This is a genomic window from Actinoplanes sp. NPDC021490, assembly GCF_055562135.1.
In genome coordinates this window covers 331,945-357,909 of record NZ_JBVHFW010000007.1, presented here as the reverse complement: position 1 = coordinate 357,909, position 25,965 = coordinate 331,945, and the positions used below count along the sequence as shown (strand labels likewise).

Annotated in this window: 22 protein-coding genes; 15 read left to right on the top strand and 7 right to left on the bottom strand. The window is 69.2% G+C overall.

From position 1 onward, the window contains the following. Positions 1-78: 78 nt before the first annotated feature. From ACZ3I4_RS21655 to ACZ3I4_RS21645, 3 genes are all read left to right on the top strand, one after another. The gene (locus ACZ3I4_RS21655) at positions 79-1,359 is read left to right on the top strand and encodes a lactonase family protein (RefSeq protein WP_465383773.1); all 1,281 of its coding nucleotides are present in this window, start codon (positions 79-81) and stop codon (positions 1,357-1,359) included. Between the two features lie 163 nt (positions 1,360-1,522). Then, positions 1,523-3,268 carry a DUF1996 domain-containing protein gene (locus ACZ3I4_RS21650; protein WP_465383772.1) on the top strand — a complete coding sequence of 582 codons (1,746 nt, stop codon included), beginning with the start codon at positions 1,523-1,525 and terminating at the stop codon, positions 3,266-3,268. Between the two features lie 106 nt (positions 3,269-3,374). Then, positions 3,375-4,313, top strand: coding sequence for a carboxypeptidase-like regulatory domain-containing protein (locus ACZ3I4_RS21645; protein ID WP_465383771.1), 939 nt, complete (start codon positions 3,375-3,377; stop codon positions 4,311-4,313). A 14-nt stretch (positions 4,314-4,327) separates the two neighbouring features. Here ACZ3I4_RS21645 and uidA read toward each other — a convergent pair whose 3' ends face one another. Next, positions 4,328-6,109, bottom strand: coding sequence for a beta-glucuronidase (uidA, locus tag ACZ3I4_RS21640; RefSeq protein WP_465383770.1), 1,782 nt, complete (start codon positions 6,107-6,109; stop codon positions 4,328-4,330). A gap of 204 nt (positions 6,110-6,313) precedes the next feature. Here uidA and ACZ3I4_RS21635 point away from each other — a divergent pair, with 204 nt between their 5' ends. Then, positions 6,314-7,780, top strand: coding sequence for a glycoside-pentoside-hexuronide (GPH):cation symporter (locus ACZ3I4_RS21635; RefSeq protein ID WP_465383769.1), 1,467 nt, complete (start codon positions 6,314-6,316; stop codon positions 7,778-7,780). On the opposite strand, the gene ACZ3I4_RS21630 is transcribed toward ACZ3I4_RS21635, so the two are convergent. The 3 genes from ACZ3I4_RS21630 to ACZ3I4_RS21620 form a co-directional block, all read right to left on the bottom strand. Then, positions 7,773-8,795, bottom strand: coding sequence for a LacI family DNA-binding transcriptional regulator (locus ACZ3I4_RS21630; protein ID WP_465383768.1), 1,023 nt, complete (start codon positions 8,793-8,795; stop codon positions 7,773-7,775). The two genes, ACZ3I4_RS21635 and ACZ3I4_RS21630, sit on opposite strands and share 8 nt — an antisense overlap. A 132-nt stretch (positions 8,796-8,927) precedes the next feature. Next, complete coding sequence (locus ACZ3I4_RS21625; protein WP_465383767.1) at positions 8,928-9,326, bottom strand: hypothetical protein; 399 nt, start codon at positions 9,324-9,326, stop codon at positions 8,928-8,930. 26 nt (positions 9,327-9,352) lie between these two features. Beyond that, positions 9,353-9,655: a hypothetical protein gene (locus tag ACZ3I4_RS21620; RefSeq protein ID WP_465383766.1), complete on the bottom strand. Its 303-nt coding sequence runs from the start codon at positions 9,653-9,655 to the stop codon at positions 9,353-9,355. 95 nt (positions 9,656-9,750) lie between these two features. Here ACZ3I4_RS21620 and ACZ3I4_RS21615 point away from each other — a divergent pair, with 95 nt between their 5' ends. Together ACZ3I4_RS21615 and ACZ3I4_RS21610 are read left to right on the top strand one after the other, a co-directional pair. Beyond that, on the top strand, positions 9,751-12,462 hold the full coding sequence (locus ACZ3I4_RS21615; RefSeq protein WP_465383765.1) for an AfsR/SARP family transcriptional regulator: 2,712 nt from the start codon (positions 9,751-9,753) through the stop codon (positions 12,460-12,462). A gap of 48 nt (positions 12,463-12,510) precedes the next feature. Then, the gene (locus ACZ3I4_RS21610; RefSeq protein ID WP_465383764.1) at positions 12,511-12,966 is read left to right on the top strand and encodes a hypothetical protein; all 456 of its coding nucleotides are present in this window, start codon (positions 12,511-12,513) and stop codon (positions 12,964-12,966) included. A gap of 50 nt (positions 12,967-13,016) precedes the next feature. Here the strand turns inward: ACZ3I4_RS21610 and ACZ3I4_RS21605 are convergent, their stop codons facing one another. Both ACZ3I4_RS21605 and ACZ3I4_RS21600 read right to left on the bottom strand, forming a co-directional pair. Beyond that, entirely contained in the window at positions 13,017-13,376 is a 360-nt protein-coding gene (locus tag ACZ3I4_RS21605) for a cyclophilin-like fold protein (RefSeq protein WP_465383763.1), read from the bottom strand. 195 nt (positions 13,377-13,571) lie between these two features. Then, positions 13,572-14,618: a (R)-mandelonitrile lyase gene (locus tag ACZ3I4_RS21600; protein WP_465383762.1), complete on the bottom strand. Its 1,047-nt coding sequence runs from the start codon at positions 14,616-14,618 to the stop codon at positions 13,572-13,574. Between the two features lie 588 nt (positions 14,619-15,206). Here ACZ3I4_RS21600 and ACZ3I4_RS21595 point away from each other — a divergent pair. The 4 genes from ACZ3I4_RS21595 to ACZ3I4_RS21580 all read left to right on the top strand — a co-directional run bounded on the left by ACZ3I4_RS21595 (position 15,207) and on the right by ACZ3I4_RS21580 (position 19,439). Continuing rightward, positions 15,207-16,844, top strand: a complete 1,638-nt coding sequence (locus ACZ3I4_RS21595; protein WP_465383761.1) for a methyl-accepting chemotaxis protein — start codon at positions 15,207-15,209, stop codon at positions 16,842-16,844. A 54-nt stretch (positions 16,845-16,898) separates the two neighbouring features. Next, entirely contained in the window at positions 16,899-17,186 is a 288-nt protein-coding gene (locus tag ACZ3I4_RS21590) for a hypothetical protein (RefSeq protein WP_465383760.1), read from the top strand. Positions 17,187-17,188: 2 nt separating this feature from the next. Then, on the top strand, positions 17,189-17,710 hold the full coding sequence (locus ACZ3I4_RS21585) for a GAF domain-containing protein (RefSeq protein ID WP_465383759.1): 522 nt from the start codon (positions 17,189-17,191) through the stop codon (positions 17,708-17,710). A gap of 190 nt (positions 17,711-17,900) precedes the next feature. Next, positions 17,901-19,439: a methyl-accepting chemotaxis protein gene (locus ACZ3I4_RS21580; RefSeq protein ID WP_465383758.1), complete on the top strand. Its 1,539-nt coding sequence runs from the start codon at positions 17,901-17,903 to the stop codon at positions 19,437-19,439. A 3-nt stretch (positions 19,440-19,442) separates the two neighbouring features. On the opposite strand, the gene ACZ3I4_RS21575 is transcribed toward ACZ3I4_RS21580, so the two are convergent. Then, complete coding sequence (locus tag ACZ3I4_RS21575; RefSeq protein ID WP_465383757.1) at positions 19,443-21,011, bottom strand: amidohydrolase family protein; 1,569 nt, start codon at positions 21,009-21,011, stop codon at positions 19,443-19,445. Between the two features lie 116 nt (positions 21,012-21,127). Between ACZ3I4_RS21575 and ACZ3I4_RS21570 the strand changes: the two genes are divergently transcribed. From ACZ3I4_RS21570 to ACZ3I4_RS21550, 5 genes are all read left to right on the top strand, one after another. Further along, the gene (locus ACZ3I4_RS21570; RefSeq protein WP_465383756.1) at positions 21,128-21,592 is read left to right on the top strand and encodes a MarR family winged helix-turn-helix transcriptional regulator; all 465 of its coding nucleotides are present in this window, start codon (positions 21,128-21,130) and stop codon (positions 21,590-21,592) included. 67 nt (positions 21,593-21,659) lie between these two features. Continuing rightward, complete coding sequence (locus ACZ3I4_RS21565) at positions 21,660-22,652, top strand: LacI family DNA-binding transcriptional regulator (protein WP_465383755.1); 993 nt, start codon at positions 21,660-21,662, stop codon at positions 22,650-22,652. 181 nt (positions 22,653-22,833) lie between these two features. Continuing rightward, entirely contained in the window at positions 22,834-24,189 is a 1,356-nt protein-coding gene (locus ACZ3I4_RS21560; RefSeq protein WP_465383754.1) for an ABC transporter substrate-binding protein, read from the top strand. After that, a complete protein-coding gene (locus ACZ3I4_RS21555) occupies positions 24,189-25,100 on the top strand; it encodes a carbohydrate ABC transporter permease (protein WP_465383753.1) in 912 nt (303 codons plus the stop codon). The genes ACZ3I4_RS21560 and ACZ3I4_RS21555 overlap by 1 nt, the downstream gene beginning before the upstream one ends. Beyond that, positions 25,097-25,921 (top strand): carbohydrate ABC transporter permease, encoded by an 825-nt coding sequence (locus ACZ3I4_RS21550; RefSeq protein WP_465383752.1) that lies wholly within the window; start codon positions 25,097-25,099, stop codon positions 25,919-25,921. The genes ACZ3I4_RS21555 and ACZ3I4_RS21550 overlap by 4 nt, the downstream gene beginning before the upstream one ends. Positions 25,922-25,965: the final 44 nt, after the last annotated feature.

Here is a 25,965-nt window from a genome sequence, read left to right as displayed (position 1 = left end):
GCCAGGGTTCAACCGGGCCTTGTTCCAGTGCCGTACCGGACGACTGAATGCATCATTCTCTCGTTCGAGGTAGGGAACATGCGCAGGAGAACTGGTATTGCCGTGGCCGTCGGTCTGTTGCTGGCGGCCGGTGGTGTGTCCACGGGAATCGCGTCGGCACACGAGAACCCGTCCGGCAAAGGCGCCAAGACGTCCGGGGACGGTGCGGCGGCACAGCGCGGCGGGATGGTCTTCGTCCAGTCGAACGACCCGAAAGGCAACTCCGTCCTGGCCTTCCGGCGCGCGGGGGACGGCAAGCTGACGGCAGCCGGTGAATATCCGACCGGCGGCCGCGGCGGCGCCCAGAAGGACAACCCGTTCGACCCTCTGGCGTCGCAGGACTCCCTCGTGTTCGATCGCCGGACCAGCGTGATGATCGCGGTGAACGCCGGCAGCAATTCGGTCACCACCTTCCGGGTGCGAGACGGCAGACTCACCCACCGGCGCACCGTCCGGTCCGGCGGCGAGTTCCCGGCAAGCATCGCCGTCTCGGGCCGGACCGTTTACGTCCTCAATGCCGGCGGCAACACCAACGTGACCGGATTCCGGCTGACCCACGACGGCCTGCGCCCCATCGCGGGTTCGACCCGGAAGCTGGGGATCAAGAACGCCGCTGTGCCGCTGTTCACTGACTCCCCGCCGCAGGTCGGCTTCAGCCCCGACGGCCGGCACCTGCTGGTCACCACGAAGAGCAAGAACACGATCGAGGTCTTCGCGGCGGCCCGCGACGGGCGGCTCTCGGCCAAGCCGGTGACCACCAAGTCGGCGGGGGACGTGCCGTTCTCGTTCGTCTTCGACCGGGCCGGCCACCTGCTCGTCACCGAGGCGGCCAAGTCCGGGGTCACTTCGTACACGCTGCGCAGGAACGGCGCCCTCGACGTCATCACGCCGTCAGTGGAGTCCGGCCAGCAGGTGTTGTGCTGGATCACCCGGGCCGGGAAGTTCTTCTACGGCACCAACCCGGGCAGCTCGACCATCAGCCTCTACACGACCGACGCTGCGGGGAAGGTCCGCATCGGCGGCCGAGACGGCGTGATCGCCGACGCCGGCGGCCCGGAGGCGGTCGCGGAGGTGGCCGCCGCGGCCCGAGCCGCCGAACAGGACCCGGACGCCGAACCGGCCAAGGCCCCGGGCGCCGGCCCGATCGATCTCGCCGCCACGGCCGACGGCGCGCTGCTGTACGTGCAGAACACCCTCTCGGGAACCATCGAAGGATTCCGGGTCGGCCCCCACGGCGAGCTGACTCTCGTGGAGACCGAGAACGAGGGACTTCCCGTCTTCGCCGGCGGGTCCGGCATGGAGGGCCTCGTCGTCTGGTAGCCGGGGCCAGGTTCTTACCGATCGCTTACCTGGTCCCCGCCGACCTGTCTTCCGCCTCGTCCCGCCCGTACCGATCGGTGGCGAATCTCCGCCGAGCCAGACCGGTCCCCCAAGAAGTAACGAGGAGCAGAGCGTGCAAACCACACCGCGCCGAGTAGGCCCCATGCCCAGACGTGCCTTGCGGATCACCATGGCCGTGGCCGTCGTCGCCGCATCCGGTGCTCTTACCGCCACCTTCGTCTCGAGCGGCGGCAAGGGCACCGCGGATGCGGCCACCGAGCTGAACCAGTTCCTGCCCATCGAGAATGTCCGGCCCAACGTACGGAACCCCGCGCCCGGCGCTGGATCGTCGAGGGGTTCCTTCACTGTGGACTGCGGCACCAACGGCAACGGCAAGTTCAGCCCGGACAACCCGGTCGCGCAGCCGGGCATCAAGAACGGCGCCGAACACCTCCACGACTTCATCGGCAACCTGGCCATCACCACGAACTCGTCGAACGCCGATCTGGACGCCTCCGGGACCACGTGCAAGAACGGCGACAAGTCCTCGTACTTCTGGCCGGTCGTCCGCATCGACAAAAGCGTCCGGTCCGGCGACGAGACCCAGCGCGCCCTGGCGGCGACGACCCCGATGGTGACGTGCCCCAGCGTTCGCGACCGGCTGCCCGCCGTACCGGTGCGGGCCAAACGCGCCGTCGACAACCGGCTGGCCGCCCTCGACCGCGGGTACGCCGCGGCGAACGAGCGGATGGCGGCGGGCAGGGGCCGCGTCGATGCCCGCCTCAACTCTTCCGTCCTGGCCGATCTGCGGCAACAGCGCGCCGAGCTGATCAAGGGCATCAGCGACAGCATCGCCGGGGCCGGCGGCGGGCGCACCTCCGGCATGGTTTCGCTCGTGGAGTGCGACACCAACTATGACGGCATGCACGCGAAGATGCGGCACACCGCCGCCAGCCTGAAGGCCGGACTGGACGCCTCGTCGCAGATCCAGTGCCCGACCGTCCGCGACAAGCTTCCCGGCGTGCCCGCCCGAGCCGTCGACGAGGTCAACCGCAACCTCGCCGAGCTCGACCGGCAGATCTCCGAGGCCAACGAGCGCCTGTTCACAACGCGCGGGCAGGGCGGGAAGAACTTCGTCGACAACGCCATCCTCGGGCCGCTGAAGGCCAAGCGAACCGCCGTCCTCGACCGCATCGGCATCGCCCTCTCCCGCCAGGCCGTCCGCCCGCAGGGTCTCGAGGCCCTGGCCGGCTGCACCGTGACCGGCGAGGCTCAGCCCGGCACCAGTCAGGGCAACCAGAACGGTGGGCCGGCCACCCCCAGTGCCCCGGCCGCTCTGCCCGACCCGCAAGGCCCGAATCTCGAACTGCCCAACAACACCGGCGGCATCGTCCGGCCCGCATCGGTCCTGATCGAGTACCGCGGCAACGCCACCAGCAAGGTCGTCCCCATGCCGAAGTTCCTGCGGGCGCTCACCGGTGACGCCAAGCCGACCAGCCGCGGCCCGGCCAACGCCCGCGCCACCTGGTCCTGCTCCGGATTCGCCGACCGCCTCTCCGACAAATACCCGATCTGCCCGGCCGGCAGCCAGGTTCAGCGTGTGCAGGACTTCCCCGGCTGCTGGGACGGCAAGAACATCGACAGCACCAACCACCGCGACCACCTGGCCTTTGCCGACGCCGGCACCGGCGCCTGCAAACAAGGCTTCGTGGCCATCCCGCAGCTGCGCATCACCATCTCCTACGACATCCCCCGCGACGTACAGACCAAGGGTCAGTTCGCCCTGGATTCCTTCCCCGAGGAGGACCACAACCCCTTCTCCGACCACAACGACTTCATCAACGTCAACTCGGCCCGGACCATGCAGAAGATCGCCACCTGCATCAACAAGGGCCGGAACTGTTCCTGAGCCGGGCCGGACGCCGGAGGCAGGTCGCGCGACCTGTCTCCGGCACGGCATAGTGGCCCCCGGCGCATCGACCGGTGTGGCCGGCCCTCGGCGAAGGTGGTTGCAAGTGACGACGTGCTCACGTGTCCGATGGACCCGGGTTGCCGCACTGATCGCCCTGACCGGGGCGGCGCTCGCAGTGTCGGCGGCACCCGCCACGGCCGCCCGGGAGACCGTCAGCATCCTGAGCGTGTCGGCGGAAAACGTGAAGCCCGGCCAGACGGTACGCGTGCGGTACCGCGTCTCGAACACCGCAAGCACGACCGAGACGGCCATCGTGGTGGTCGGCGGCGGCCTGCGATGCACCTCCGGGTGCCGGGCCGAACCGAACCTCGGACCCCGGCGCAGCCAGACCTTCGACACGACGCTCGTCGCCCCCGACGCCCGCCCGGGTGAGATCACCGGCCTCAACATCTCGATCGGCGTGCGGCTCGGCGACCAGAACAGCTACGCCCACAAGATGGTCTACGTCCACGGGTCGGGTGCGTCGTCACCCGGCGGGACCAAGCCGGCGGCCGGGGTGAGCGGGCTGTCCGGCCGGGTCCGCGACACCGGCGGAAAGGCGATCGGCGGTGTAGACCTGACCATCCGGGACAGCGCCGGGCACAAATACCGGACGACCAGCGGCCGCAGCGGGAAGTTCTCGATCTCGCCGAGCACCGGCAAGCCGATCGCCAAGGGCGCCATCACGGTCGCCGCGGCCAAGGACGGCTACCGCAGCACTCGCACGACCGTACGGGGCACCGCCGGCAACGCCGTGACCGTGCGGCTGACCCTGTCGGCCGTGGCCACACCGCCCAAAACGCCGCCGTCGTCCGCCGCCGCCGCAAGCCCCCTCCCCGTTGCGGCGGACGTCACCCCCGAGGCTGCGGCGCCCACCCTCGAGGCCGTCAGCGACGAAGGAAGCAGTTCGTGGCCGTACGTTCTCGTGGGCGGCTTGCTCGTCGCGTCGGGCCTGACCGCGCTGGCCCTGGTGATGATGCGCCGCAGGAACGGCTATCGCTGAGAATCGCCAGTTGATCAGGACTTGGCGCGCCAGCGGCGGCGCAGCGCGAAAGCGGCCGACTTGGGCCGGCGGTCCCGGGTGAACACGCCCTTCTTGTTGCCGTCGACCCGCATGATGCCGGACTTGGTGGCGAAGTCCGCGAAGTTCCACACCTGCTCACCGACCACGGCGTCGCAGGCGTCGAAGACACGGTGGTTCATGTCGAGATAGTCGACCTGGTACTCCTCGCTCCACGGCTGCGGGGTGAGCGAGTGCAGGCCGGGCATGGTGTCGGCACCGTACTCGGTGATGATGATCGGCTTGCCCTCGCCGGCCCAGGCGGAGATCTCCCGGGTCCAGTCCCGCTCGGCGCCGGCCAGGTCGCCGGTGTTGACGTACCAGCCGTAGTAACGGTTGAGCATGAGGACGTCGGCGAACTGGGAGACGCGGCACTTGCCGTGCGGGGCCAGCATGACGTTCACAAAACCGACCGGGCGTGACGGGTCGGCCTCGCGGGCCACCTCGAACAGGGGCCGGAAGTACTCCTCGGCGCCCGCGGTGTCGGACTCGGGCTCGTTGGCGATCGACCACAGGACGACGCTGGGGTGGTTCTTGTCGCGGGCGATGAGCTCGCGGATCGCCTGCGCGTGCACCTGCTGGGTGGCGTCGTTGATGGTCTCGGGTGAGTAGGTCTGATAGCCCTGCCCGCCGAAGATGCCGCCGCCGAGGCCCATGTTGAGGCCGACGGCCGCGGTCTCGTCGATGATTACGATGCCGTGCCGGTCGGCGTAGTCGAGAACGTCCTCGGAGTACGGGTAGTGCGAGGTCCGGAACGAGTTCGCGCCGATCCATTTCAGCAGCTCGAAGTCGTGCACGAGGTGGGCGTCGCTGTGCGCCTTGCCGATGACGTCGTGGTCCTCGTGCATGCCGAAACCCTTGAAGTAGAAGGGTTCGCCGTTGATGAGGAACTGGTTGCCGCGGACCTCCACGGTGCGGATGCCGACCGGCTGGTGGTAGCAGTCGTGGACCTCGCCGGCGTCGTCGACGAGCCGCACCTCCAGGTCGTACAGGTAGGCGGCGCCGGGCGCCCAGGCAACGACGGCCGGGACCTCGAGACGACCGGTCGCCCCGGCCGATTCGGCCACCACGGCGCCGCCGGCGTCGCGGAGCACCACGTGGGTGCCGAGGCCGTCGGCGCCGGCGGCCTCGGTGGCGTAATCCACGGTGCCGGTGCTCCCGTCGAGACCGGTCACGACGGTGACGTCCTCGACCCGGGCCTGCGGTGTGGCCACCAGCCACACCGAACGGTGCAGGCCGGCGAAGTTGAAGAAGTCGTGCCAGTAGATCTGCGCCGTGCCGGTCGGGGTCTGCTCGATCACGCCCGGGGGGATCGACTGGAAGGAGAGGGTGTTGTTGACCAGCGCCGTGATCCGCAGTTCCCGGCCGGGGCTGACAAGATCGGTGATGTCGGCTTCGAACGGGGTGTAGCCGCCCTCGTGGCTCATCACTTCGGTGTCGTTCACCCAGACGGTGGCGCGGTGGGTCGCGGATTCGAAGTGCAGGACGACGCGCTCGCCGGCCCAGCCTCGCGGGACCCGGACGGTGCGCTGGTACCAGATGTCGCCGAAGTAGTCGCGGACCGAGGCGTCGGCGGCCACGTCGTTGAAGCTGGCGGGCACGGCCATGTCGCGGGCGCCGGGGAGGGAGCGGCGGAACCAGCCCTCGGTCCGGCCGGTCGCGCCGGGGTCCGGTTTGAACGACCAGAGGCCGTCGAGGCGCTTCTTCTCACGGGTGGCGCTGTCCTGAGGACGCAGCATGATCGGGCCCTTTCGCTTCGGTGATGTCCCATTGACTCATCGGGACCGGCCCGGGGCGCCGTGATTGCCATGAGTTGCCACGCCGCGACCGGCTCGCACTGTTCGGCAACTGAATGCAACAAGCTGAACTCACACCGTCGGCGGGGCTCTACTGGCTTCAGCCACCGAAGCCTTTCGATGCAGCCCTCGAGGAGACCCGCTCCGATGTCCATCAAAGACGTCGCACCGAACCCGCTGGTCGCGGGTGACCGTCTCAGCAGACGCACGATCGTCGGTTACGGCCTCGGCGATTTCGCCGGCAACCTGGCCTTCACGCTGTCGACCGCCTTCCTGCTCTATTACTACACCGATGTCGCGGGCATCTCGGCCGCCGCGGTCGGCACCATGTTCCTCATCGTCCGGCTCTGGGACGCCTTCGCCGACACCTTCGCCGGTCGGCTCGTCGACCGCACGATGACCCGCTGGGGCAAGTTCCGGCCGTTCATCCTGTTCGGCGCCGTTCCTCTGCTGTTTCTGAGCTACCTGACCTTCCACGTGCCGACTTCCTTGTCGGACAACGGCAAGCTGCTGTACGCCTACCTCACCTACGCCGTCCTCGGCCTGCTCTACTCGCTGGTCAACATCCCGTACGGCTCCCTCGCCTCGGCCATGACCCAGTCGGTCCGCCAGCGCGCCAAGCTCGTCGCCTCCCGGTTCTTCGGCGCGGGCGTCGGCGGCATCGTCCTGACCTATCTGATCGCCCCGAGAATCTCCGACGTCCGCTCGCAGAAGGGTGAGCTGACCCCGGAGGCGTACGCGGCCAAGGTCCAGACCATCTTCACCCAGACCACGCTGGCGTTCATCGTGATCGGCACCCTGGCCTATCTGCTGACCTTCTACCTCTGCCGCGAGCAGGTCGTCCGCACGCAGCCGAAGGTGTCGCTGCGCGAGACGATCGACACCCTGAAGAGCAACAAACCCCTCGGATACCTGTGCGCGGCGAGCTTCTTCTACCTCATCGGACTCTTCGCCGTCGGTGGCGCGTCGGCCTACTACGCCGAGTACGTCATGGGTGACATCAGCTGGCTCGGCCCGATCACCCTGGTCAACGTCGGCACCTCGATCGTTCTGGCGCCGTTCATCCCCAAGCTCGTGGACCGCTTCGGCAAGAAGGCGATCTTTCAGTACTGCGGCATCTTCACCGTCATCGGCGGCGTCGCGTTGTTCTTCACCCCCGGCGGGCTCGCCGTTCCCGCCCTGATTTTCCTGGCCGTCAAGGGCGTCGGCGCGGCCCTGATCAACACGGTCATGTTCGGTCTCGAGGCCGACACCGTCGAGTACGGCGAATGGCAGACCGGCAAGCGGTCCGAGGGGTCGACGTACGCGATCTTCTCCTTCACCCGCAAGATCACCCAGTCGATCGGCGGCGCCATCGGCGCCTGGGCCCTGGCCATCGGCGGCTACCTCTCGGCCACCACCGCGGTGCCGAACCCGGTTCAGCCCGACTCGGCGATCTGGTCGATCCGCTTCACCATCGGCCTTCTGCCGGCCATCGTCGCGGTGATCGCGATCCTCATCTTCTGGAAGTACCCGCTCATCGACGAACGCTTCAAGCAGATCCGCGACGAGACGGAACTCCGCAAGCGCGAACAGGGTTCACTCATCGCCCCCGACGGCCACGTGATCAACTGATGCGCTTCCGCCGCCGGCCGGGGATCGGCGGCGGCCCGGTGGACTGCCGCTTGACGAACCTGACCGGCAGAACCAGTGGCGGCGCGCTGGGCCGGGCACCGTGCAGCACCGCGATGCTGTTGCGCACACCGGTTTCGCCCATGTGCCGCAGCGGCGCGGCCACCGTGGTCAGCGCAGGCTCGACGATCTCGCTGAACTGGGTGTTGTCGAAGCCCACCACGCTGACGTCATCGGGGACCCGGAGCCCCAGCGCGTGCAGGCCCTTGATCACTCCGATCGCCAGCTGGTCGTTGTAGGCCAGCACGGCGGTCGCGCCGAGATGCGCCACCCGCTGGGCCCGGCGGAAACCGGCGACCACGGTCGGCGCATTGGGCCCGACCCGCCGGACGTCCAGCTCCAATTCCATCGCCGCCTCCCGCAAGGCCTGCCACCGCACCCCCTCCGACCAGCTCTGCTCGGGACCGGCCAGATAGAGGATGCTTCCGTGACCGAGCATCCCCAGGTGCTCGGCGGCCCGCCGCACCCCGCGCGGGTTGTCGGGGATCAGGCAGGACACCTCGGGGATCGTGCGATTCAGCAGCACGGTGGCCTTCTGCTTGGCGATCAGGCGCAACGTGGAGTCGCTCAGCCGGGAGCTGGCGATGACCAGGGCGTCGACCGCGCTGAGTCCGGCTTCGATCATCTGCCGCTCCACTTCCGGCGACTCGCTGGTGTGCGAGAGGATCAGCAGATAGCCCTCGGCCCGGGCGGCGTCGGACGCTCCCTTGATGATCTCGCCGTAGAACGGATTGGTCACATCGGAGACGACCAGACCGATCGCCCCGGTCACCGGGGCGCCCAGCGGGCCGCGTCCGTCCAGCCGCTCGGTGCGGTAACCGAGCCGCTCGGCGGCATCGAAGATCGCCCGGGCCGTCCGCGCGCTGACCCGGCCCGGCCGGGCATACGCGCGGGACACCGTCGACGCCGCGACCCCGGCTTCCCGGGCCACGTCGTAGATGGTGGGCCGCGTCGCCATCGAATCAGCTTACGACCTGATCGGTGGGCTCTCCGTCACCCTCGGTCACAGTTTCGGACCGCGATGACGGAGAACGGCCACCGTCCGTCGGCCGGTCACCCGGCGTACGGAATCATGGGTTGTGCGGGCACCTCACCGGGAGGCGACGGCGGGGCAGTCGATCTCAACCTTGTCGATGTCGTTGGTGAAGAAGGCGCCCTGGTGGCCGGAGTCGACCCACCCGTGCAGCTCCCAGTAACCGGCGTTGCGCCAGATCCAGACCCAGACGGTGCCGCCGGTGTTGTTCTTGATCGCGGAGATCCGGTTCTGGTAGGCGCCGCCCCGCAGGTCGTGCTCGCCGCAGCGACCGGCGACGAACAGCGTGTTGTAGCCGATCTCGGAGTCGTAGAAGCAGGCGCTGCTTTGTTCCCTTCTCGGCGAACGATCTGACGCCGAGTGTCGGGCAGCGCCGTCCCGCGCGGGTGGAGCCCGGACAATTCCGGACGCCGGGAAACGGCGGAACGACAGAGGGCACGACCGTGATCCGGTCATGCCCTCTCGAACAGCGGCGGATCCGGTCAGACCGGGTTGGAGGTCTGCCAGCCGCGCTTCAGGATGTGGGTGGAGCACTGCCCCGTCGATGACCAGCCGTTGATGCCCTTCCAGGCCCCGTACTGCCGGAAAATGGTCTGGCCGCTGGAGGACTCGCAATCCTGCCAGGCCCGGATGATCCCGGTGCCCGAGGTGTACCGCACCAACGTGTGAGTGCTGAGGTATTGCCTCTGGATTCCGCCGGGCGCGGCCTGGGCGGCGGTGGGCACGGCCAGCAGGGCGACGGTCGTCACGCCCGCGGCGGCCACGGCGGTAAGAGTTCGTGTCATGAATTTTCCTCTTTCGGCTTCGACGATGAGGCTGCGCCTACTGTGCTTGATGCCGGTCGAAGGATTGTCGAAGAACTGTCGAGCGCGGGGGCGTCATGCGGTTTCAGCTGCTCGGAGAGCCGCAGGTGCACGCCCGGGGACGGGCGGCGGCGATGGGCCCGCCCAAGCAGGCCGCCGTCCTCACCGCCCTGCTCCTCGACGCCAACCGGCCGCTGTCCACCGAGGTGCTCGTCGAACGGGTCTGGGGTTCGGAGGCGCACGAGCGTGCGGCGCGGACGCTGCACACCTACGTCTCCCGCATCCGGCAATTGCTCGATCCGGCCGACGACCGGATCCGGTTGCACCGCCACCGCAGCGGCGGCTACCTGCTGGAGATGCCCGAGGAGTCGCTGGATCTGCACTACTTCCGGCAGCTGGCCGCCCGCGCGTCCGAACTGGACCGCGACGATCCGAAACGTGTCGTCCTGCTGCGCGAGGCCATGGCGCTGTGGCGGGGCCAGCCCCTGGCCGGGCTCCCGGGTGACTGGGCCGCCCGGGCGCGCACGCTGCTGATCGACGAGCGGATCGACGCGACCGTGCACTGGGCCGACGCCGAGATCCGGACCGGCAACCCGGCCACCGCCCTCGGGCCCCTGACCGAGCTGGCCGAGCAGCACCCGCTCGTCGAGCCGCTGGCCGCCGCGCTGATCCGGACGCTCGCCGCCACCGGCCACACCGCCAAAGCCGTGAACCAGTTCCTTTCCGTACGCCGCCGCCTCGTCGACGAACTGGGCGTCGAGCCCGGCGCCGAGCTGCGGGCGGCCCACCGCGACATCCTGCGCGAGACGCGCGAGCCCGACGAGATAGTTCCGGCCCAGCTCCCGCTGGACGTGCCGGACTTCGTCGGCCGCGACGCCGAGCAGCAGCGGTTGCACGAGCTGGCCGGCACCGCGGTGATCGTCGTGTCCGGCACGGCCGGCGTCGGCAAGAGCACGCTCGTCGTGCACTGGGGTCACCGGATGCGCCGCCGGTTCCCCGACGGCCAGCTCTACGTCGACCTGCTGGGCTTCGACCCGTCCGGCACCGCGCTGAGCGCCACCGACGCGTTGCGCAACCTGCTCCTCGCCCTGGCCGTGCCGGCCGCGCGCATCCCGGCCGGGCTGGACGCGCGGTCGGCGCTCTATCGCAGCGTCCTGGCCGACCGCCGGGTCCTGGTGGTGCTCGACAACGCGGCCCACGAACGCGACGTGCGCCCGCTGCTGCCCGGCGCGCCGAACTGCCTGGTCGTCGTGGCCAGCCGCAGTCAGCTGCCCGGCCTTGTCGCCGCCGAGGGCGCCCGGCCGGTCGAGTTGGGCCTGCTGCCGCCCGCACAGGCCCGGGAACTGCTCAGCCGGCGGCTCGGCGCCGGCCGGGTCGCCGCCGAACCGGCCGCCGTGGACCGGATCCTCGCCGCCTGCGCGCGGCTTCCGCTGGCGCTGACCGTCGCCGCCGCCCGGGCACTGCAGCAGCCGGGGCAACCGCTGGCCCGGCTGGCCGAGCAGCTGCACGCCGTACGGGAAAGCCTCGATGCCTTTGCCGGGGATGACGAGGCGACCGATGTGCGGGCGGTGCTGTCCTGGTCCTACCGTGCCCTGACGCCCGAGGCGGCCCGGCTGTTCCGGCTGCTCGGCCTGCATCCGGGTCCCGACCTGGCCTTGCCGGCCGTCGCCGCTCTGCTCGGGGAGCCGATCGGACGGGCCGAGCGGCAGCTGCGGGTGCTCATCCGGGCCAGCCTGCTCAGCGAGCACCGGCCGGACCGGTACGCGGTGCACGACCTGCTCCGGGCCTACGCCGGCGAGCTGGTGCGGCCGGAGGAGACCGCCGCGCCGCTCGGCCGGATGCTCGACTACTACGTGCATTCGGCCTACGCCGCCGACCGGATCCTGTATCCGCACCGGGAGGTCCCCGAGCTCACCACCGGCGGCCCGGTGACCAGGCCGGCCGACCACGCCGCCGCGCTCGCCTGGTTCGCCGAGGAACATCAGGTTCTCGTACGCCTGGTCCGGCACGCCCACGACGCCGGGCTCGACTCCGGGGCCTGGCTGCTGGCCCGCGGCCTGACCACGTACTTCGACCTGCAGGGGTACTGGCCGGACTGGGTGCTCACCCAGCAGATCGCGCTGGCCTCGGCCACCCGCGCGGGCGATCCCGACCGGGCGGCGTTCGCCCACCTCAACCTGGGTCTCGCCTTCGCCCAGCTCGCCCCGGACGACTCGGCCCGCCACCTGCGGCTCGCCCTCGACGGCTACCAGCGTCTCGGCCAGGCGAAGGGACAGGCACACACGCACAACGCGCTGGCCCGGGTGCTCGGCAGCCAGGGCGACCCGCGGGAGGCGCTGCGCCAGACCGAACAGGCGGTCGAGCTGTTCGGCCGGGTGGGCAACCACGGCGGGCAGGCCCGGGCGCTGAACAACCTGGGCTGGTACCACACCCAGCTCGGCGAGAACGATCAGGCGCTGGCTCGCTGCCAGGAGGCGCTGCGGCTGCACCGGCGGATCGGCGACCGGTACGGCGAGGCCAACACTCTGGACAGCCTGGGGCTGACCTATCACCACCTCGGCGACCACGACCGGGCGGTGCGGGAATACCGGGCGGCGCTGGACGCGTGGCGTGAGGTCGGCGACCGCTACAACGAGGCCGGCACGCTGGGCCGGCTGGGCGACACGTACCGCAGCATCGGCGAGAACGGCGAGGCGCGAAAGGCGTGGGAACGGGCGCTGACCATGCTGACCGAGCTGGGCCACGCCGACGCGGAACAGATCCGCCGCAGCCTCGAGGCGCTGCCCTAGACAATTCTTCGACATTGCTTCCACACGGCGGGCGCACCCTTGCCAACCATGACACCAACGAGAAAACGCCGGCTGGCCGTCGCGGTCTCGACCGCACTGCTGGCCACCACCGCCGCGACCGTCCTGCCGACGCCGGCCTACGCGGCCGACGGCCGGGTCAAGGCCAACAACGGGTACGGCGAGACGGCGATCTACTGGTCCCGCCGGGCCGACGTGATGCTGGTGACCGTCCAGGTCAAGGACCTCAAATGCGACGGTAAGACCATCTCCTCCGGCGTATCACCCAGATTCGCGAGCGTCGAAACCGACGCCGGAAAGTATTTCAAGTACGACTATTCGGTCAACTCCGGCTGCAAGACGGAGGTGCTGAAGAAATTCAGCTACTCGGTCAAACAGCTGGGCGGCTCGAAGGGCCGCTCCGGAACGGTCTGCGCCGTCGTGATGATCGGCGGCGTGGGTCCCATCAACCGGCACCTCACGGAGAAGTGCGCCTTCTACGACTGAAACACCGGCGGCGCCCTGTGTCCGTCCAAATGCGGGCACAGGTCGCGGCTTCAGCCGGCGTGAACGTCGACGGTCGCGGTGATCGTCCCTGGCATGCCGGCGATCCGGCCGGCGGCGTCACCGTCCAGGCGCCCGATGATCACGATGCCGGGATAGTACGACTGGTCGCCGTAGTAGAGGACGAGATCGTTGCCGGGCGCGTAGTAGCCGACATCTCCGACGTCAGGGTCGGCACCGTCCGGCTGGCCGTCCCGGGACAGCGGTGACGGCAACGGGCCGGTCTTCTCCACCGAGCCGTGATCGGTCATGTCGACGGTCAGCGGCAGCTGGTCGACGAGGTCGCGGCCGGCGGCACTGTCGAAGATCGTGGCCGACAAGCGCTCACCGCCGATGGTGATCCGGACCTTCATCTGCTCTCCCTTCGTTGGTGAGGCCTGGCCCGGCTCGGCGGATGCGTTCCGGGGGTTGCTGGGCGACGTCGACGGTGTTCCCACCGCCGTTTCACCGCAGCCGGTGACAGTCAGTCCCACGACTGTCAGCAGCACTGCACAGACGGCCGCGCGTGAGGCTGGCATGGCTTCTCCATCTGCCGGACGAACCGGCTCTCAGCGGTCTCGGACGACCTCGTCAAGGATCCGGCCGGCCATGGCGGCCTGCCGCGAGCCGACCTCGTTGCCCAGCACCGCGACGAGTCCCCGCAGTTCGGCTTCGCTGAGGCCCGTGTTGAGCCCGATGGCGAAGTGGGACCGCAGCTGCGACTCCGTGCCTTTCAGCGTGGCCAGGGCGGCGATGGTGGCGACTTCGCGGCTGCGCCAGTCCAGGTTGTCGCGGCCGAAGATGTCGCCGAACAGGTGGGCCTTGAGAAACTCGTCGATTGCCGGCACGAAGTCGAACATCGGACCGGCGACCGGGGCGCCGGTCAGCTCCGCCTGATTGCCGGCGCCGAGCGCGAGGGCGTCCGTGCCACCGGGCAACGGACGCGGTTCGGGCCCGGCCTCATCCTTGATCCCGTTGTCCTGGCGGTGCTCCAGAACGGTCATGAACGTGCCGATGGCGTTCAGGCTGCGGGGGAAACCGGCGTAGGCGTACATCTGCACCAGCACCTCCTTGACCTGGTTGACCGTCACACCGGAGTCCAGGCCCCGGTTCAGCGCGGTCGTCAGCCGGGGCAGGTCGCCGGCGGCGGTGAACGCGCCGATCAGGGCCATCGCGGCGTGCTGCCGGCCGAGCGCGCCGGTCTCCCGGTGGTCACCGGCGACGCGGCCGTTGTACTGCTCGTCGGACACGTGCTCCAGCCAGTTCACGCCTTGGCCGTCACGCACCCCGGTCAAGGCCATGTGGGTCATGACGCTGTCCGGCGCGGCGCCGTGCCAGTGCTTGACGCCGGGCGGGCACCAGACGACATCACCGGCCCGGATTTCCTGCAGCGGTCCGTCCCACTGCTGGGTGCGGCCAACGCCCTCGGTCACGACCAGCCGCTGCCCGGCCGGATGGGTGTGCCACGCCGATCGGGCGCCGGGCTGGAACGTCACGTACGCGCCCGAGTACGGGGCCGTCGCGTCGGCCCCGAACAGCGTGCCGACGCGGACCTCGCCGGTGAAGGTGTCCGGCGAGCCCGCGGTGGAGGTCTGGTCCTGGCTGCGGGTGATCATCTGCTTCTTCCTCCGATCGTCCTTGTCGGCGGCGGGCCCCGGAGCGCCGGCCACGACAAGCAGGGCAGAACGAGTGCTGCGAACGCTCGTTCCAGCAAACCGCGCCGACGCCGTACGGGGGAAGTTTCTGCTGATGGGTGTACCGACAGGGCACCCCAGCACGACTCGACTCGTCGTACCGCGCCGACATGGCCCGTGGCCAACTTGCGCACCCGACCCCGACCTCACCATGATCCTGTACGCCCCCGAGCCCGCCTCCTCCACCGAAGACACCCTGCGCCTGCTGACATCGGCGGCGCGCGCCCGTCGGCCACTGGGCGCATAGGAGTGACCGGTTCGCGAAAACACGGACACAGGCCGTTCGGAGTGCATGCACCGTTCATCCACCGCTCCGGCCTCCCCTGCCCCGGGGAGCACGCGGAAAAAGGCGGGCCCGCTACGACCGCAGCCGATCTCGCCAGGCGCGCCGCTAAGGGCGTCGGAAATTTGGCCGAACCAAGTGGTGCGGGAGGCGGGGGCTGCCCGCGGGACACGCGTTCCGACGTGAGCCGGACAGGTGCGTCTCTGGTATCAGAGAACGGAACCAACGTGAGCGAGACTAGTGTTGTTGAGCTGCTGGTCAGTCGACCGGGAGGGCGGCGACGATCATTCGCTGACCTGGGCGTCAACGTCAAAATTCTGGCGGCGATCACCGTCGCGGCCGCGGTTGCGCTGGTCGTCGGCATCGTCGGCCTGACGGCGCTGAGCAGTTCGAGTTCGGCCGCGCAGCAGATCTATCGATCGAACCTGGCCAGCGTCGACGCTATCGGCGTCATTCACGCGGCGACCGTGCAGGCCCGGGTGGACCTGGCCAACCATGCGATCTCGCGGGACGCGGCCACCATGGCCAAGTACGAGGAGCAGTTCTCCAACAGTCTCAAGGCGGTTGACGCCGGCCTCGCCGCCTACCGCGCCAGCAACCCGGTGGGTAGCGCCGCAGCGATCAACGATCTGGAATCCACCTGGCAGAAATACGTTGGGGTCGCGCAGGGGCAGCAGATTCCGGCCGGTCGGCGTAACGACCTCGCCGCCTGGCAGCGGACCCGCGACGCCACCATCACTCCGCTGATCACCTCGATGGCCGAGCGCCTTCAGGAGCTGGGCGAGGCGGAACGTAGCGACGCGGCCGCCGCGGCCGAGTCGGCCCGATCGGGTTATGAGAGAAGCCGCGTCCTCTCCATCGTCCTGCTGACTGTGGGACTGCTGATCGCCGCGGGAATTGGCGTCTGGGTGGCCCGGCAGATCGTGCGGTCGCTGCACAGAGTGAAAAGCGTGTGCGAAAGTCTGGCCGCCGGTGACCTGACCCGCACCGCCGGGCTGGAGTCGCGGGACGAGCCCGGGCAGATGGGCGCGGCGCTGGACACCGCGGTGGGACGGTTGCGGGAGACCGTCACCACGATCGGCGGATCGGCCACGACACTGTCCGCGGCCTCGGAGGAACTGTCGGCCGTCAGCACACAGTTGCAGGCGGGCGCGGGCGATGCCGCATCGCAGGCCACCAACGCCAGTGCCGCGACCGAGGAAGTGAACGCGAGCGTGCAGACGATCGCCGCCGGCGCCGAGGAGATGAACGCGTCGATCGTCGAGATCGCCACCAACGCCTCTCGCGCCGCGGAGGTCGCCCGGCAGGGATTGTCGGTCGCCGAGCGCACCAACGAGCAGGTCGCCGAGCTGGGCGTGGCCAGCGCGGAGATCGGCGACGTGGTCAAACTGATCACCAGCATCGCCGAGCAGACCAACCTGCTCGCCCTCAACGCGACGATCGAGGCGGCCCGCGCCGGTGAGCTGGGCAAGGGGTTCGCGGTCGTGGCGGGCGAGGTCAAGGAGCTGGCCCAGCAGACCGCGAAGGCGACCGAGGAGATCACCGCCCGGATCACCAACATCCAGGCGTCCAGCGGATCAGCGGCCGGGGCCATCGGGGAGATCACCTCGGTGATCGCACAGATCGGCGACTACACCACCACGATCGCCTCCGCGGTCGAGGAGCAGACCGCCACCACCAGCGAGATGAGCCGATCGGTGGCCGAGGCCGCCACGGGAAGCGGCGACGTCGCCCGGACCGTGTCCGGCGTCGCCGAGGTCGCCGGCGCCACCGCCGACGGCGCCAAGGCGACCCGCGAGGCCGCAGCCGACCTCACCCGGCTGGCCAACGATTTGACCACCCTGGTCAACGGTTTCCGTCACTGATCCGGCCGGCGCGTCGATGCGCCGGCCGGGTCCCCACCACGCCTCAGGAGAGCTATGTCAGCCACCGATGCCGACACCACGTACGGATTGCATCGGCCCACCATGAACGACGCACGCGAGGCGATGCATCGCGTCCACGGTGACGACGGCCCCTCCGTCTGGGCCCGGTTGCTGACCGCCGCGGGTCTCGGCGCCGCCTCGCAGAGCGAAGCCGACCTGCCCCGGCTCCTGGAGGCGATGGCCCGGCTCGACCCCGTCTCCCGGCTGTGTGCCCAGGCCCTGAACATCCGGCTGTCGTCGCACACCTACCTGAGCGCCGCCCATACCCTCACGAGGAGATAGCAGTGGCCACCCTGAGCCTGCCCGAACTGTTCGCCCGCCTCGGCGCGCCGCAACGGATCCGACAGATCGCCCGCTACGACCTGTTCAACCCCGATCTGCCACCGCTGCTGGACGCCATCGCGGCCCGCAGCGCGGAGCAACTGCACGCCCCGGTGTCGGTGGTCTCGGTCATTCTGGACAGCTCGCAGTTCATCCTCGGTGGCCACGGCGTCACCGGCTGGGTGGCCGAAGCACAAGGCACCCCGGCGGAGTGGGCCCTGTGCACCCAGACCGTTCTGGGCGGCCGGCCCTATTGCGTCAACGACAACACCAGCGACCCGCGGCACGCCGCCAACCCCTTGCTGACCATGAGCGGTCTGCGGAGCTACGCCGGGGTGCCGCTCCGGGACGAGGGCGGTGAAAGTCTCGGCTCGCACTGCGTCCTGGACTTCGTGCCGCGAAGCTTCACCGACGAAGAACTCGCCGTTCTCGAGCACGGTGCCGAGGAGGTCATGCGGGTCCTCGCCGACTTTCGCACCGGCTGAGGCGCCGCGGGACGCGGCGCGGGGAGTCCGCCCGATCGGCGACCTGTCGTGAAGTTCGTGGGCCATCGGCCGGTAATACGGCTCAGCCGACGACTTCCAAGGTCGACGTGAATGGTGCAGGGCATCGCCGGGCAGTTCGTCCGGAGCGTCACCGGGTGAACGGGGCTGGGTGTGTCTGACATTTCGACGGGTGGATTGTCACCGCGTTCTCACCGTGGTGATCGGCGTCATCGGGGTGCTGCGGCTGCGGGAGACCAACGACCGCATCGAGAACATGCATCAGAACAACCTGCTGGCTGTAGGTTATGTCGGTACGGTGAAGGCGGACTTGGCGTTCGTCCGGTTCCAGCTGTTGAACATGCTGGTCGTGGACACGGACGCGGCCCGGGCGAAAGCGCAGGACCAGCTCGATCGGCTGGATGCCGATCTCGATCAGCAGTGGGCGGCTTATCAAGGCACCGGCGTCGCCGGCCGCGAACGACAAGTGGCCGCTTTCAGCGACAGCCTCGAAACGTACCGTCAGGTACGCGATGAGCGACTCATTCCCTTGGCGATGGCCGGCGACGAGGCCCAGTTCGTCAAGGTTCGCACCGCGGCCGCGGACGCCTCGATCAACACGATGGTCACCGCGCTCGACGAGATCAACGGCATCGAGTCGCGGTCGGCGGACCAGTCGCTGATGGAGTCCCGCCGCGCGGCCGACCAGGCGCAGCTGTTGATGATCGGCCTCATCGCCGCCGCGATTGTTCTCTCCGCGGGCATCGTGGTCGTGGTCACCCGGGCGATCGCCGGCCCGCTCCAGCGTACGGTCGCGGTGCTGGCCGGGCTGGCCGAAGGCTTCCTGGATCAGCGCCTGCACGTGGGTAGCCGCGACGAGATGGGCCAGATGAGCGGCTCCGTCAACACCGCGCTCGAGCGGCTCACCACCGCCATGCGCGAGATCGGTGTCAACGTCGAAACCCTGGCGTCGTCGTCCGAGGAACTGTCCGCGGTGGCCGCGTCGGTCAACGATTCCGCCCAGCGTTCCGCCGGCCAGGCTCAGGGCGCCTCCTCGGCCGCGGAGCAGATCAGCGTCAACATCTCCACCATTGCGGCCGGTTCCGAAGAAATCGGCGCCTCCATCTCGGAGATCGCGCGCTCGACGTCCAGCGCCGCGGCGGTGGCGGCCGGAGCGGTCACCACCACCGCGGAAGCCCGCCACATCCTCGACCGGCTCGGCGCGTCGTCGGCGGAAATCGACGACGTGGTCAAACTGATCACCAGCATCGCCGAGCAGACCAACCTGCTCGCTCTGAACGCCACCATCGAGGCGGCCCGGGCCGGTGAGATGGGCAAGGGCTTCGCCGTGGTCGCCTCCGAGGTCAAGGATCTGGCTCAGGAGACGGCCCGGGCCACCGAGGACATCTCCTCGCGGGTCGCGGCGATCCAGGGTGATTCGCAGGCCGCGGTCACGGCCATCACCGCGATCAGCGAGGTCATCCACCAGATCAACGACAGCCAGACCGCGATTGCCGCGGCCGTCGAGGAGCAGACCGCCACGACCACCGAGATGAGCCGTAACGTCAGTGAGGTCGCCACCGGGTCGGCGGAGATCAGTGCCAACATCAGCGGAGTGGCCCAGGCTGCCGCCGAGACCACCAACGCGGCCGCCAACACCGAGCAGACCTCCGCCGACCTGGCCCGCGTCGCCGGTGCGCTGCAGACCAACCTGGCCCGCTTCCGCTACTGAGTCCTAGGCGAACAGGTCCCGGCGGATCCCGGCCGCGCGGAAGAGGTAGTCGCGGGAGGTCTCGAGTTCGCCGCGGAGGCGGTTCAGGTCCGCGTCGAGCAGCTTCCCTTTCCACTTGCGCACCTTGCCGGCGACGATCACCGTCTCGACGTTCGTCCGGTCCATCAGGGAGACGACGGCTCCGGGCGCGCTGTTGAGGGGCGTCACGTTGATGGCCGTGGCGTCGAGCAGCACGATGTCGGCTTCCTTGCCCGGCGTCAGCGAGCCGGTCCGGCGGCCGAGGCGCAGGTGCTCGGCGCCGTTGACGGTCGCGAAGCGCAGGACGTCGCGGACGGTGAACAACGGCGGGGTGCCCGGGGCGGGAACCGGCCAGTTGGCAGGCGGTGTGAAGTCGCCCTGTTCGAGAACCATCTGGTTGACGATCATGCGCTGCATCATCATCGCCGAGCGCATCAGCGTGAACGGGTCGGCGGCCATCGTGGTCTCAACGTCGGAGCTGAGGGATGGCTGCATGCCGAGAGCCTGCAACTTGAGGAACGGCGGCATGCCGTGGCGCATGGTCATCTCGATCGGAGCGGCCACCGAGACCCGTACGCCGGCGTCCCGCGCCCGTTGCCACGCCAGGTCGGACATGCCGGTCATGTGGATGAGCAGCACGTCGGGGCCGAGCCCGATGTCGTTGTTCAGCCCGCCGGTTCCGCGGGCGATGTCGTCGAGGATGGGCCGCATGCCCGCGCCGGAGACGGCGTGGGCGGCGATCTGCAGGCCCAGATCGCGGGCGATGCCCCAGGATCGGGTGTAGGTCTGTTCGCTCAGATAGACCTCGCCGCCCATGACCATGCTGACCAGTTGGTCGTCGGAGGAGAACCACTGCTTCCTGATCCGGTACGCGTCCTGCGGGTAACGGGCTCCCGGGCGGCCGTCGCCCTCGAAGTAGCCGAACGCGGACCGGCGGCCACTGTCGATGAGGGCCTGGACGGCGGCGTCACTGTGCTCGGGCGAGTGGTGGATCTGGGAGACGTCGAGGACCGAGGTGACGCCCGCGTCGAGTTGGGACAGTCCCGCGAACAGCGAGTTGATGTAGACGTCCTGGGGCCGGTAGACCGGTGCGAACCGCTGCAGGATGTAGTCGGTGTACGAGGGGTCCGCGCTGGGTGAGCCCGAGCCGTCGTCGACCAGCAGGCCGTTGGCGAGGAACGAGCGCAGCGCGGTCTCGAACTGGTGGTGGTGGGTGTCGACGAAGCCGGGCATCACGATGCGTCCCCGGGCGTCGATCACGTCGGCCCCGGCCGCCCGGAGGCCCGGCCCGACCGCGACGATCCGTTTGCCCTCGACGAGGACGTCGGCGACCTCGAAGTCGCCCACACGCGGGTCCATCGACATCACCGTCCCGCCCCGGATGACATAGCGACGTCCCGGTCGGCCGCTGCCGCTCGGCGCCGCGTCCCGGCTCTGCGCCCGGGCCGGAGACGCCGCCAGCAGGCCTCCCCCGGCCGCCGCGGCCGCCGTAGCGGCTTTCAGGAAGGTGCGGCGTCCCTGTGCGAACTGGTGTTCCTGATCTTGTCCGGACACGCCGGACCTCCTCAGTCGGTAGGCGAAATCGGACCGCGGCAGCTCTCTCCGAGTTGACGTGTCACCTCAACATACGGCTTCGAGTTGACTTGTCAACTGGCGAGTACGATGACCGCATGGCGCAGCACGGACTGACCGAACGAGAGCTACGGGCCTGGCGGGTGTCCTTCGAGATGGTGGAGCGGCTGCGGACCCGGATCGAGCAGCAGCTTCAAACCAGCAGCGGCCTCTCCAACGCCGACTACACCGTGCTCGCGGTGCTCTCCGAGGCGACCGGTCACCGGATGCGGCCGTACGAGCTCTCCCGGGTGGCCGGCTGGGAGAAGAGCCGCCTGCACCACCAGCTCACCCGGATGGGCAAACGGGGGCTGATCGTGCGCGAACAGTGCGGCTCCCGCGGCATGTACGCGGTGATCACCGAGCAGGGCCTGGCCGCGCTGCGGGAGGCCGTGCCGGGCCACACGCGGGAGGTACGGCGGCTCTTCGTCGACCGCCTCACGCCCGAGGAACTGGACCGGTTCGCCGGCCTGGCCGCCACGATCCTGGACGGCCTGGAGGCAGAGGAGCCCTCGGAGGGGTGAGGTGCGCCAGGTCCGATCTCGGTAGAGTGCTTCTGGTAAAACACTTCACACCGAATCGAGGCGGACCTTGGCGGCGGGTGGTCGAGTCACTATCTACGACGTCGCTGACCGCGCCCAGGTGAGCATCTCGACGGTGTCCAACGTCCTGAACAAGCCCGACCGGGTCAGCCCGGCCACCCGCACCAAGGTGCTCGCGGCGGCCGACGAGCTGGGATTCGTGCCGAAGGTGCAGGCGGTGAGCCTGGCCCGGCGAGGCACCGGCCGGATCGGCGTCATGGCCCCGTTCACATCGTACGGGTCGTATCTGCGCCGACTGTCCGGCATCCTGACGGCCGCGACCGAGCTGGAGCTCGACGTCGTGGTCTTCGATCACGAGTCGGCCGCCCTTGCCTCCTCGCCGGTGCTGGCCAGCATGCCCATCCACGGCCGGCTCGACGGGCTGATCGTGATGGGGCTGCCGATCGAGGACGCCATCGCCGAGCGGCTCCGGGAGCGCAATCTGCCCACCGTGGCGGTCGACGCCGACAGCACGCTGTTCAGCCGCGTGATGATCGACGACGCCGAGGGCGGCCGCATGGCGGCCGTGCACCTGCGCGACTGCGGGCACCGCCACGTCGGTTACCTGCTCGAGCGGCAGGTCTCCGACTACGAATCCCAGGCGATCAAGCGGCTGTCCGGCTTCCGGAACGTCATCGCCGACGCCGGTGGTGACGTCCTCGTCGCGACCAGCGACAACTCGGTCGACGCCGCCCGGCAGGCCGCGGCGGTGCTGCTCGATGCCCCGGAACGGCCCAGCGCCGTCATGGCGCACCACGACGCGCTCGCCGTCGGCGTCCTGCTGGCGGCCCGCGACCGGGGACTGCGCGTGCCCGGCGACATCGCCGTGATGGGTTTCGACGACGGGGAAGCCGCGACGGCCGCCGACCTGACGACCGTGCGCCAGCCCTTCGAGGAGTCCGGGAGCGCCGCGCTCAACGTCCTGCTCGGTCACATCGACGGCTCGGATCTCCGGTCGACCACCGTCCTCGACGTGCGCCTGGTCAAGCGATCCACGACCTGACACCCGAAAGGGTGTCGCCTGCTGAGAGCGGCTGCGCCATCAATAAAAGTGCTTTAATGGAAACACTTGACTTGGCTTTGGCCATGAGGTTTCGTGCTTGTAACACGAGCGCACGGCCCGACTCTCCCTCAGCCGGCGCGATCCCTCAGCGCCGAAGCATTTGCCCTCCTGGAGGCCTGACATGGCTCATGGACCCATCAGCCGACCGCTACTCGCCGCTTTCACCCTGGCCGGACTTCTGGCCACCGCGGCCTGCAGCGCGCCCGGCAGCAACAGCGACACCTCCGGCACGAACACCAGCGCCGCTCCGGTCACCTCGGCGTCCTGCGGCACCGAGCCGGTGACCCTGAAGGGGTATTTCGAGACCGGTTTCCCGCTGCCCAAGAACCTCGCCGACGAGTTCACCAAGCAGTTCCCGAACGTCAAATGGGACATCCGTGAGGACCAGTTCGCGGTGATCACCCAGAACGCGCCGCGGGTTCTGGCCGACGACCCGCCGGACCTCATGCGCCTGCCCCAGGTCTCCGAGCTGGTCAAGGACGGCCTGCTGAAGAACCTCGACGGGTACGCGACGGCCTTCGGCTGGGACAAGTGGCCCGCGTCCCAGCTCGAGCAGATGCGGGTGTCGGACGCCGGGGAGCGCGGCGACGGCCCGCTCTACGCGATGGGCCTCAACTTCAGCATGACCGGCATCTTCTACAACAAGAAGCTGGCCGCCCAGGCCGGTATGACCAAACCGCCGGCCACGCTGGCCGAGTTCGACGCCGTGCTGCAGAAGGCCAAGGACGCCGGGCTGACGCCGATCAACCAGTTCAACGGGGGCGCCACCGGCGGCCTCGCCTTCCCGCTGCAGAACCTGATGGCTTCGTACGGCGAGGCCGGGCCGATCAACGACTGGATCTTCCAGAAGTCCGGTGCGAGCATCGACACCCCGGCGAACCTGCAGGCCGCCCAGCACCTCGAGAAGTGGGTCAAGGCCGGCTACTTCCCGTCCGACATCAACTCGCAGGACTACGCGACGATGATGAGCCGCTTCATCGGCGGCAAGAACGTGTTCATCTTCGACGGCGACTGGGAGTCGGGCAACCTCGACAAGCAGATGGCCGGCAACGTCCGGTTCTTCCTGATGCCGCCCGCTCAGGCCGGTGGCAAGCAGGCGGCAATGTCCGCCCCGCTGACGTACGGGATCAGCAGCAAGGCGAAGAACGCCGACTGCGCCGCCTTCTTCCTCAACTGGGTCGCGACCAACCAGCCGGCCCGCGACATCGCGGTCAAGGTCGGCGGCTCGCACCCGATGGGCCCGGCGGACGCCTATATGCCGTCGGTCGCGCAGAACACCGTCACGGCCGCCACCCTCGCCGCCGGCGCCACCATCGGCAAGGACAACGGCGCCATGGACTTCATCGCCAACGCCACCGGGGCGATCTACGCCAAGAGCTGGACGCCGCAGCTGCAGAAGCTCGCGGCCGGCCAGCAGACTCCGGACGGCCTGCTCAAGTCGGTGCAGAAGGACTACGAGAGCCAGGTCAAGGACTGATGCCGGCATCAGTCGAGGGGCGGCGCGCCCGTCGTGCGCGCCGCCCCCTGGCCGTCTGGCTGGGCTGGCTGTTCGCGGCGCCGGCCGTCCTGATGTATGCGACCTTCGTGCTGCGTCCCCTGCTGCTGACCGTGCAGTACTCGCTGTACGACTGGAACGGCATCGGCGCCTCCACCTGGGTCGGCTTGGACAACTACCGCCGCCTGTTCACCGACTCCGAGCTGTTCGCCTCGATCGTGCACGCGTTCGAGCTCATCGTCTTCTTCAGCCTGATCCCGGTGCTCCTCGGTCTGTTCGTGGCGGCCACCATCCGCGGCATCGCGCAGAGCCGGCTGGCCACGGTGGCCCGTACGGTGCTGTTCCTGCCTCAGGTCATCCCGCTGGTGGCGGCGGGCATCATGTGGAGCTGGCTGCTGTCCTCGACCGGCCTGGCCAACGAGCTGCTGTCGGCGGTCGGGCTGGACAGCCTCACCCGGGCCTGGCTCGGCGACTTCAGCACCGCGCTGGCCGCCGTCGGAGTCATCGGCGCCTGGGTGCTCGTCGGCCTCTGCACCCTGCTGCTGCTCGCCGGCATGAGCAAAATCGATCCGGCCCTGTACGAGGCGGCCCGGCTGGACGGCGCCGGACCGGTCCGCGAGTTCGTCTCGATCACGCTGCCCAGCCTCCGTCAGGAGATCGGCGTCTGTGTCACGGTGACGGTGATCGCCGCGCTGGCCAGCTTCGACATCGTCTACGTCGCCACCCAGGGCGGCCCCGGCAACTCCACCATGGTTCCCGGCCTGGAGATCTACTACCTCGCCTTCTCGGAGCGGGAGGTCGGGATGGCCTCGGCCCTCGCCGTCGCCCTGGTCGTGCTGGTCCTCGCCTGCGTGCTTCCCATCCAGCGACTCACCAGGGACGGCTCCCGATGATCGTCAACCGCCGCGAGACCCTGGTCGGGCGGGTCCTGCTCGTCCTGCTGATGGTGATCACCGTGGTGCCCTTCATCAGCCTGTTCGTCACGGCCCTGCACCCGGCGGGCACCTATCCCTCGGGGCTGTCCTGGCCGGACAGCCCGCAGTGGGGCAACTTCGCCGACGCGTTCCGGGCCGCGAACATGGGCAAGCTGCTGCTGTCCAGCTGCCTCATCGTGCTCGGTGTCGTCCCGATCTCGCTGTTGCTCGGCACCATGGCCGGCTTCGCCTTCGGGCACCTGCGGGTCCCCGGTCACCGGATCGGTTTCCTGGTGTTCTTGCTGGGTCTCACGCTGCCCTTCGAGGGCATCATCACGCCGCTGTACTACCAGATCCGGGACATGGGGCTGCTCAACACCCGGTGGGCGATCATCCTGCCGCTCATCGGCCTGTTCATGCCGTTCTCGGTGGTGTGGATGCGCGCCCACTTCGTGACCATGCCGGAGGACCTCTCCGAAGCCGCGCGCATCGACGGGGCCGGCACCTGGCAACTCTTCTGGCGCGTGCACGTGCCGTTGGCCATGCCGGCGCTCTCCTCGCTGGCGATCCTGCTGTTCCTCTGGACCTGGAACCAATTCCTGCTGGCCATCGTGCTGGTCGACGACCCGGCGAAACGGACCATGGCCGGCGCCCTCGGCGCGTTCCAGGGCCAATGGGGCACCGACATCCCGCTGTTGTGCGCCGGAGCGCTGCTGATCCTCGTACCCACGCTTGCCGTCTTTCTGGTCTTCCAGCGCCGCTTCGTCGCCGCGTTGCTGCAGGGCTCGATCAAGGGCTGAGAGATGAACAGACCACACCAGTTCCCGTACGCCGGCCGGTGGCC

Bases quoted from the DNA above. Each gene is read 5' to 3' on its own strand.
- ACZ3I4_RS21560 (WP_465383754.1), top strand. From the start codon at position 22,834: ATGGCTCATGGACCCATCAGCCGACCGCTACTCGCCGCTTTCACCCTG.
- ACZ3I4_RS21555 (WP_465383753.1), top strand. From the start codon at position 24,189: ATGCCGGCATCAGTCGAGGGGCGGCGCGCCCGTCGTGCGCGCCGCCCC.
- ACZ3I4_RS21630 (WP_465383768.1), bottom strand. From the start codon at position 8,795: ATGGCGACGCGGCCCACCATCTACGACGTGGCCCGGGAAGCCGGGGTC.
- ACZ3I4_RS21615 (WP_465383765.1), top strand. From the start codon at position 9,751: ATGCGGTTTCAGCTGCTCGGAGAGCCGCAGGTGCACGCCCGGGGACGG.
- ACZ3I4_RS21605 (WP_465383763.1), bottom strand. From the start codon at position 13,376: ATGAAGGTCCGGATCACCATCGGCGGTGAGCGCTTGTCGGCCACGATC.
- ACZ3I4_RS21590 (WP_465383760.1), top strand. From the start codon at position 16,899: ATGTCAGCCACCGATGCCGACACCACGTACGGATTGCATCGGCCCACC.
- ACZ3I4_RS21635 (WP_465383769.1), top strand. From the start codon at position 6,314: ATGTCCATCAAAGACGTCGCACCGAACCCGCTGGTCGCGGGTGACCGT.
- ACZ3I4_RS21610 (WP_465383764.1), top strand. From the start codon at position 12,511: ATGACACCAACGAGAAAACGCCGGCTGGCCGTCGCGGTCTCGACCGCA.
- ACZ3I4_RS21620 (WP_465383766.1), bottom strand. From the start codon at position 9,655: ATGACACGAACTCTTACCGCCGTGGCCGCCGCGGGCGTGACGACCGTC.
- ACZ3I4_RS21550 (WP_465383752.1), top strand. From the start codon at position 25,097: ATGATCGTCAACCGCCGCGAGACCCTGGTCGGGCGGGTCCTGCTCGTC.
- ACZ3I4_RS21650 (WP_465383772.1), top strand. From the start codon at position 1,523: ATGCCCAGACGTGCCTTGCGGATCACCATGGCCGTGGCCGTCGTCGCC.
- uidA (WP_465383770.1), bottom strand. From the start codon at position 6,109: ATGCTGCGTCCTCAGGACAGCGCCACCCGTGAGAAGAAGCGCCTCGAC.
- ACZ3I4_RS21625 (WP_465383767.1), bottom strand. From the start codon at position 9,326: ATGACCGGATCACGGTCGTGCCCTCTGTCGTTCCGCCGTTTCCCGGCG.
- ACZ3I4_RS21570 (WP_465383756.1), top strand. From the start codon at position 21,128: ATGGCGCAGCACGGACTGACCGAACGAGAGCTACGGGCCTGGCGGGTG.
- ACZ3I4_RS21655 (WP_465383773.1), top strand. From the start codon at position 79: ATGCGCAGGAGAACTGGTATTGCCGTGGCCGTCGGTCTGTTGCTGGCG.
- ACZ3I4_RS21600 (WP_465383762.1), bottom strand. From the start codon at position 14,618: ATGATCACCCGCAGCCAGGACCAGACCTCCACCGCGGGCTCGCCGGAC.